The 7,125-nt window shown below is 44.2% G+C and carries 10 protein-coding genes; 6 read left to right on the plus strand and 4 right to left on the minus strand.

The window, feature by feature from the left end:
- From G7Y51_RS12755 to G7Y51_RS12775, 5 genes are all read left to right on the plus strand, one after another.
- The coding region (locus tag G7Y51_RS12755; RefSeq protein ID WP_165177260.1) for an IS1 family transposase at positions 1-330 on the plus strand (330 nt) is incomplete at its 5' end.
- Between the two features lie 350 nt (positions 331-680).
- Entirely contained in the window at positions 681-1,202 is a 522-nt protein-coding gene (locus G7Y51_RS12760) for a DapH/DapD/GlmU-related protein (RefSeq protein WP_165178068.1), read from the plus strand.
- Between the two features lie 216 nt (positions 1,203-1,418).
- The gene (locus G7Y51_RS12765) at positions 1,419-1,802 is read left to right on the plus strand and encodes a hypothetical protein (RefSeq protein WP_165178070.1); all 384 of its coding nucleotides are present in this window, start codon (positions 1,419-1,421) and stop codon (positions 1,800-1,802) included.
- Positions 1,803-1,812: 10 nt separating this feature from the next.
- Positions 1,813-2,094 carry a nucleotidyltransferase gene (locus tag G7Y51_RS12770; RefSeq protein ID WP_165178072.1) on the plus strand — a complete coding sequence of 94 codons (282 nt, stop codon included), beginning with the start codon at positions 1,813-1,815 and terminating at the stop codon, positions 2,092-2,094.
- Positions 2,087-2,455 carry a HepT-like ribonuclease domain-containing protein gene (locus tag G7Y51_RS12775; RefSeq protein WP_165178074.1) on the plus strand — a complete coding sequence of 123 codons (369 nt, stop codon included), beginning with the start codon at positions 2,087-2,089 and terminating at the stop codon, positions 2,453-2,455. Before G7Y51_RS12770 ends, G7Y51_RS12775 begins: the two co-directional genes overlap by 8 nt.
- Positions 2,456-2,591: 136 nt before the next feature.
- On the opposite strand, the gene G7Y51_RS12780 is transcribed toward G7Y51_RS12775, so the two are convergent.
- The 3 genes from G7Y51_RS12780 to G7Y51_RS12790 all read right to left on the minus strand — a co-directional run bounded on the left by G7Y51_RS12780 (position 2,592) and on the right by G7Y51_RS12790 (position 3,848).
- The gene (locus G7Y51_RS12780) at positions 2,592-2,933 is read right to left on the minus strand and encodes a type II toxin-antitoxin system HicB family antitoxin (RefSeq protein WP_165178076.1); all 342 of its coding nucleotides are present in this window, start codon (positions 2,931-2,933) and stop codon (positions 2,592-2,594) included.
- A gap of 58 nt (positions 2,934-2,991) precedes the next feature.
- A complete protein-coding gene (locus G7Y51_RS12785; RefSeq protein ID WP_241160254.1) occupies positions 2,992-3,183 on the minus strand; it encodes a hexulose-6-phosphate synthase in 192 nt (63 codons plus the stop codon).
- 272 nt (positions 3,184-3,455) lie between these two features.
- Entirely contained in the window at positions 3,456-3,848 is a 393-nt protein-coding gene (locus G7Y51_RS12790) for a BrnA antitoxin family protein (protein WP_165073127.1), read from the minus strand.
- Positions 3,849-4,515: 667 nt separating this feature from the next.
- Here G7Y51_RS12790 and G7Y51_RS12800 point away from each other — a divergent pair.
- Positions 4,516-5,766 (plus strand): hypothetical protein, encoded by a 1,251-nt coding sequence (locus G7Y51_RS12800; RefSeq protein ID WP_165178080.1) that lies wholly within the window; start codon positions 4,516-4,518, stop codon positions 5,764-5,766.
- 340 nt (positions 5,767-6,106) lie between these two features.
- On the opposite strand, the gene G7Y51_RS12805 is transcribed toward G7Y51_RS12800, so the two are convergent.
- Positions 6,107-6,958: a site-specific integrase gene (locus G7Y51_RS12805; RefSeq protein ID WP_165178082.1), complete on the minus strand. Its 852-nt coding sequence runs from the start codon at positions 6,956-6,958 to the stop codon at positions 6,107-6,109.
- Between the last annotated feature and the right edge of the window lie 167 nt (positions 6,959-7,125).

The raw sequence follows: 7,125 nt of genomic DNA on the forward strand, positions 1-7,125 counted from the left end.
CAACTCATCGACTGGGAATGTGGCGGGCGTGATCAGGCTACCCTCCATAGATTGATGGAGCGCTTGAAAAAGTGGAAAGTCTGGTTTTACTGTACGGACAAGTGGAAGGTTTATCCTCTGGAGATAGCCGAAAATGATCTGCTTCAGGGGAAAAGTGGCACAGTCCGCATAGAAAGGAACAATTGTCGCCAGCGTCACTGGTTTGCCAGATTCCGCCGAAAGTCGGTCGTTGTTTCACGAAGTCTGCACATGGTTGACTTGACGATGGCTCTTTTTGCCAAGTTTCATGTAAATGGAACTCTGGATGATATTAAAACGTTATTTAGTTAATACTATCCCATCAAGATACGCATGAACAGCCTTGGTTCGGATTTCTTCAGATGCAAATTTCATCTCTGCAATCTAAACGATTTTTAAATAAAATAAAAGTCAAATTGCTCTAAAAAAAGGAAGTTCCTCAAGCGTATGGCGCGAAGGGCGTATTTGGTCAAGGGCCGCAAATCTATTTCTCTATGAACGGGGAAAATCGTGCCAAACTTATAACAACCTATCGAAATAAAATACGAAAAATTTGAATATTCTTTTTTTAAATTTTCTGTTTATTTTTCTGATGGCCTTTATGAGCAATAAGGGAGACTCCCGTCGGGAGAGCTTTGTCTAATCAGAGAGAGGATAAGGATATGGATGAAATCCGTATTGATGTGACCCGCCAGACAGAGGAAGAACTTGAGCTTGCGAGGTGCCACGCGCAGCTTGTGTTCCGGTTCAATCATACCATGCCGGAAACGCCGGAATACTCGGCCCTGATGCATGAGATTTTTCCGACAATGGGAGAAGGGAGTGTGGTATTTGCTCCCCTCACGGCAATCAGGCCGCACATGGTGCAGATTGGTAAAAATGTCGTTGTCATGAACGGCTGCCTGATGATGGCGGCAGGTGGAATCTTCATTGGTGACAATGCAATGCTGGCAGCTAATGTGCAGCTTTTAAGCAATAATCATGATTTGGTGGAACGCCAGGTCATCACATGCAAACCCGTCCATATTGGCGCACGAGCATGGATTGGCGCGGGTGCCACAATTCTTGCAGGGGTTACTATTGGGGAAAATGCGGTCGTAGGCGCTGCGAGTGTTGTCACACATGATGTGGAGCCAGATACCATAGTGGCCGGAAACCCCGCGCGGTTTATTCGGAAAATTTAAGAGGTTCCACCTCTGTATCCACAATGAGTCTTTCACCGTTGGTGGCTGTTCTTGTCGCCATAAGCGGCGATTGCCAGTAAATTGCCCTTCGCCAGCGCAAATTTCTTCTTCAAGTCCTAAAAATACCAACACTCAGGACAATTTCCAACTGTTCAAAGCCTAACTTGATAATGAGCCATCAGATGATGGACAATTTTACTTTTTTGGAGGTCACATATGACCAATGTAAATTTTTCGGAAGCCAAGGAAATTATTCGTCAGGGCATCCGCGATTCCATTGATTTTAAGGAACTCAGGGCAAAACTTCCGGGATGGAGAAAACGTCCGCTGCAAAGCCTTGTATTTGACGTGATGGCGGAACTGGGCATCAAAACCGTGCCCTTTGCCGGGATGATCCTTCGCCCCAGGCTGACTCGTAAGCCTATCCAGATTGATGAGTACGGGAACCTGAATATTTTTGACCTGCTCTCAGAGAAGGAATTTTTGGGTAAGACGTGTCTTGCCTATCCGCACATAGGTGACAAGAAGATTACCCTGACTATCAAGTCCATAACCAAGCCTCAATCAGGAGGGAAGGAGATTCCCCATGAGGCCGTCTAGGGATTTTAGAATGAACCGGGACTTGCTCAGGATGATTTTCGACCGCTACCCCATGTTCTCCAACTACCGCCTTACTGGTTCCGCTGGTCAGTTTGAGGATACAGATGGGGATGACCTTGACTTCTATTTTGATGCAGATTCAAGCGCAACCCTATTCGATATTGGCAGGCTTCAGGAGGATTTGGAAAATATCTTCTCGGTGGACATAGACCTAATTAGCTCAAATCGTGAACTTGCACTATTTTACGAAAAAAACTTTGCTCAATTCCAAGGCAGTGATGATTATGTATAAGACTCCTAACAAACTTGTTTGTATGCTCTTGGCGAGCGCAAGAAACATTGAAGATATTACGGAAAAAGAAAATATTTCCTCATTTTTATCTCCTGATTCAGGAATTATACGGGATGCCATTGCCAGAAGACTTCTAATTATGGCCTCAATTTCAGAAATCCTGCTAGATGAGTATGAATCCTTCTGTATGAAATATCCAGAAATCCCTTTTACTGCCATGCGAGGAATGAAGCGGTATCTGTCAAAAATCCATGACGGTGATATTGACTGGACAATCGTTTGGCAAACGACCCAGAGGGAAATTCCAAGGCTTATTGAGCAGATTTCAGATACTCTTAGGGAACTGAGGGCAGAAAACTAGTTAAATAGGCAAACTAAAACCTGGTGAGAATCCATTCTCAAGTAAATTTTTCGTTAAACATCGGCCAGTCTGCTAAATTTGCAGACTGGCCTGTTACGGTGAGGAACACAGATGAATCTGATTCTGAGTATCGGATTTATCCGTTTACGCTAACGGCTTGTTTTACCGCGTTAGCGATGAAGGTATTTAATGACTGCCCTGTAGCCGCAGCAGCAACACTGGCTTGTCTGTAAAGTTCCGGGTCAAGCCGTAGGGCAAATTTCCCAAGTGTCTTTTTGGGGGAGACACCATCTTCAGCGCACATTCTCAGGAACACGTCCAGGGATGTCTGTCCTTCACGCTTGAGGGAGTCGGCATCTTTGGCGTAGAAATCAGCGCCCCCGTTCAGTCCTGCGAACTCACCCCGGAACATCTCAATCTCAGGGTCATAAGAAATAATGGCCTGATACCCACCGGGGAAATCCATTACGTTTTTCATGGCCGTACTCCGTTGCTTTCAAGCCATTTTCGTATGCTTGCCAACGCGCCGTTATCCGTCATTGGTGAAGGATGTGGGCGGTGGAAAACTCTGCGATCATTAAAAAGGCGCACACATATGCGTGACCTTCAGCTTCGCTGATTTCAGCCCCAAGCGCCGTGAACAGATTTTCGATGTCTGCCCAGCGAACATTGGCGTTGGCAGGTCGCTGGAAAATCTGCTTGAGCGTCTTTTGGTGCTTGCCTGTCATGCATGTATAATATCAACATTTGATGTCAAGTCAAGTAACGGCTATTCGACCCCGGCTAAGGGAATGAGCGCAGGGGTCATGGAACATAGCCCAGCGTAAACCAAATTTTCGTTAAACATCGGCCAGTCTGCAAAACTTAGCAGACTGGCCTTTTATGTGAGGTCTATATGAAAAACAAGCTCGATTATTCGCGTGAGCTTGATATGTGGATATGGTCGAATAAACCAGAAATAGTTAAGTCGGCAGACTTCCTTTTTCCGCGAATAGGGAGATCACAGGCCCATAGCGATGGCCTTGCGCAGGACCTCTTCCATCCGTACCTGCCAGCCTTTGCCGGTGCTGCGAAAATGTTCCACGATATCGGCATCGAATCTGGCGGTGAACTGAATCTTCGGGCGTTCCGCTTTCGGACGCCCACGCCGGGGCGTCAACAAATCCTCCACGGTTTCCGGGGGGAACAGCTCAGCAAGCGCCTCACGCCCGGTCTTTCCGGTAAAAGACGTATCGCTTGCGGACGGCGGCACAGTGTCGGGATCGGCCAGGGCCGCGGTCGTGATTTCAGCGTCGGTCATTTCCCGACCGGCTCCCGGGAGACGCTGGAGCGCCGCAAGCTCTTCAGTGGCGTAGATAACCATTTTCCTGCCGTTTTCATCATAGCGTCTCATATTTTTTTCTCTCCCGGCTGTTTGCCTTTCTGTAGCTGATGATGCGCATCCTCCGGCTCCGGGGAGTGAACACAAGGCACATAAGGCAGTTATCATCGCGCGGGACGAAGGCGGCATATCGGAGTTCACCATAGTCATGGCGTATATCCGGCTCTATCCGGGCGCGGCTCCAGTCAAGCAGGACCACATCAGCGAAGTCTTCACCGTGTTTTTCCAGATTGCTCGTGCGCTTTTTTTCATCCCATTCGTATTGCATGGATATATGTAACTACAAAAAAGTAGGCTGTCAATATTTGTAGTTACAAAAATATAATTGCCGACCGTGCCTGCAAGGGGACTTGCCAACAAGCCCCAGGATTCCTCAAGGAAGGAATACTGGAACCGGGATGGACTTGGAGCCTGCCATCGGACGTAAGAACCGGGTTTATGAGGTTCTGAATTATCGGCGTCCGCTTACCTTGAAGATGATACGCAATCTTCATGGGCGCTTTGGTATTCCTGCTGAGAGTTTAATCAAGGAGCCAGTTATTTACTCCAATACTGTTATTGGTTAATTCTCACTGTTCTAAATATTTTCGGAATAACTAATATTTAGTCATCAACTATTTTTCGTTAAATATCGGCCAGCCTGCTAAATAAGCAGACTGGCCTTTTATGTGAGGTCTATATGAAAAACAAGCTCGATTATTCGCGTGAGCTTGATATGTGGATATGGTCGAATAAACCAGAAATAGTTACGTCGGCAGACTTCCTTTTTTCGCGAATTATAAAGAATATCACCAAAAAATTAAACAAAAATAGGCTAAAAAATCATCTAAAAGTCTTTTTGACCGAACTTTTTGTGGCCCATAAGCAGGATACCAAGTTATTTATCTCGTTTAGCCGAAATAAAAATTCATATAGGGCATCAAAGCGATTTGATAAAGTATATCTACGCTACAAATATGTAACGCTGATTGCTGATTTCCTTATAGATAATGGCTATGTTGAGTATCATAAGGGGATAAATTTCTCTCACTATGCTCGTGAGTCAAGAATCCGCGCCAGTCAAAAACTTCTTCGCCTTTTTAGAAAATATCGAAGTGAAGGAGGAATTATACTCAGAAGAAATCCGCCTATTATTTTGCGAGATGAGAATAAAAAAGACATAGATTTTGATATGGACAACCTGGAAGTCAAGACCATAATCAAAAACGTCAACAAGATAAATAAATGCCTTGATAGACATCTCATATCAGCAGATGTTCCTTGGCATGAATTTGCTGACTTTATGCTTAATTGTCCTATCAATGAACAGACAAAGAAGTATGTCAGGATATTTAACAATTCAGATTTCAAACAAGGTGGCAGGTTTTATTTTCATTGGAGCCAGATGATTAAATCAGAACTCAGGAAGTATATAACCATAGATGGTAAGAGTACCGTTGAGCTTGATTACTCCTGCCTCCATTTAAGTATGCTCTACGGGCTGGAAAGTTTGCTTCCTCCTGCGGGCGACCTCTATGCCTTACCTGGCATCAATAGCTGTTTCCGGCCCGTCATTAAGAAGGCTGTAAATATAGCCATCAATGCCAATAATGAAACTTCCGCCATGCAAGCTATCAATATTGAAAACAGGCAGTTCACAGATAAAACAGGTCTTCTTCCACCTTCTCCCAAAATACTTCTTGAGACTTTGAAAGAAACTCATAGCCCTATCCAGAAATATCTATGTACAGGATACGGAGTAAGGCTTCAATTTCTTGATAGCTCTGCAGCTGAACAAATCATGCTATCCTTGGCAGAGGATGATATTTGCTGTCTTTGCATACATGACAGTTTCATAGTAGCCAAAGAATACCAAGACCAGTTATATAAACTCATGATTAGCCAGTTTGCCAGCTTATTCAATTTCAATCCTAGAATTTCTATCAAGTAATTTTTTTCAGCCATTCAAGTTCTCTCTAAGCATATTAGAATCATTTTTTTTATTATCAGAGATATTCTCTTAGAGGTATCTATCCCTTTCTTACCATTACTCATCCAAATTTTTTTTATTTTTACCTATATTTTACCTTGTTTTAGAAGATGATCGGTTCATTTTTTTAATGATTATTTTACTCATTGCATCATACCATACTTGTATTTAAATATAGCTATGTTATATAAATATGTTTTTATATTTTGTATGAGTGTTTGTGATTACTTAACTTTATTGCTAAATATAGAGATATTAGCTAGTAATCTGGAGGAAATTTTACAGCGTTATTATCAAGGAATCAATTCGCCTGTTTCCTGAAGCGAATAACCCTCGCTTGTTCTTTTCTTCCCTCTGTTGGCTCAAGTGCCCCGTTGAGTACATTGACAGCCTGCCTCATGCTTTCGCTGCTGAGATGGGCATATCTTTGAACCATTCTGGCTTCTGAATGACCCATGAGACGTTGGATATTATACAGGGGGATTTGCCCCTGAGCGAGCCAGGAGGCAAAAGTGTGGCGCAAAGTATGAAATACCACCTTCTGTTTTGGATCATCAATCCCGTCATTCAAGCCAAGTTCTTTGACAACTTTCCGAAAGGTTTTTGAAACTCGCTCACGTTTGTTGCCGTTAGTGGCTGGAAACAATAATTGGTCGCGTCCGGCTGAGCTTTTGGCGCGCTCTGTAAGGATATGGCGCACCTCGTCAGTAAAGAAGGCATAGCGAGAATTGCCAGCCTTAGTCCCACGAAGGAAGATAGTGCCCGTATCCATATTTATGTCCGCCCACTGGAGCTTGAATATCTCTCCGGCACGCAGGCCACAGAATAAGGAGAGGGTTGCCATATCCCGTAACTCCAGGCTGTGCTTTCCTAATTCATCAAGGAGCAGCCTGGCTTCTTCCCTGGTAAGGAATCGAGCGCGTTCATTATCAAGGCGCGAGATTTTGAATCTCCTCGTTGGGGAATCGCCGCTGGCGATGCCTTTATCCTTGGCGTATGTCCATACCTGAGAAATCACAGAGAGGGCATATTTTATGGTGCGCGGCTTTCTGCCAGCTTCCCGCATTGAGTTTATAATTTTCTCAATATGGGAGTAGCCTATTTCTAAGAGGGGTACGGTTTGGAGGACAGGTGAAATCCATTTCGTGTGCAAGGCTTTTTCGGATTCGATGCTGCCTTTTTTCTTTTTAAGGCTAGAGCAATTTGACTTTTATTTTATTTAGAAATCGTTTAGATTGCAGAGATGAAATTTGCATCTGAAGAAATCCGAACCAAGGCTGTTCATGCGTATCTTGATGGAAAAGCAACAGCCAGGCAATT

Origin of the sequence: Desulfovibrio sp. ZJ369 (genome assembly GCF_011039085.1) — a bacterium.
In the GTDB taxonomy this organism is placed as follows: domain Bacteria; phylum Desulfobacterota; class Desulfovibrionia; order Desulfovibrionales; family Desulfovibrionaceae; genus Desulfovibrio.

Coding starts and splice junctions, on each gene's coding strand:
- G7Y51_RS12760 (WP_165178068.1), top strand. CDS start 681: ATGGATGAAATCCGTATTGATGTGACCCGCCAGACAGAGGAAGAACTT.
- G7Y51_RS12765 (WP_165178070.1), top strand. CDS start 1,419: ATGACCAATGTAAATTTTTCGGAAGCCAAGGAAATTATTCGTCAGGGC.
- G7Y51_RS12770 (WP_165178072.1), top strand. CDS start 1,813: ATGAACCGGGACTTGCTCAGGATGATTTTCGACCGCTACCCCATGTTC.
- G7Y51_RS12775 (WP_165178074.1), top strand. CDS start 2,087: ATGTATAAGACTCCTAACAAACTTGTTTGTATGCTCTTGGCGAGCGCA.
- G7Y51_RS12780 (WP_165178076.1), bottom strand. CDS start 2,933: ATGAAAAACGTAATGGATTTCCCCGGTGGGTATCAGGCCATTATTTCT.
- G7Y51_RS12785 (WP_241160254.1), bottom strand. CDS start 3,183: ATGACAGGCAAGCACCAAAAGACGCTCAAGCAGATTTTCCAGCGACCT.
- G7Y51_RS12790 (WP_165073127.1), bottom strand. CDS start 3,848: ATGAGACGCTATGATGAAAACGGCAGGAAAATGGTTATCTACGCCACT.
- G7Y51_RS12800 (WP_165178080.1), top strand. CDS start 4,516: ATGAAAAACAAGCTCGATTATTCGCGTGAGCTTGATATGTGGATATGG.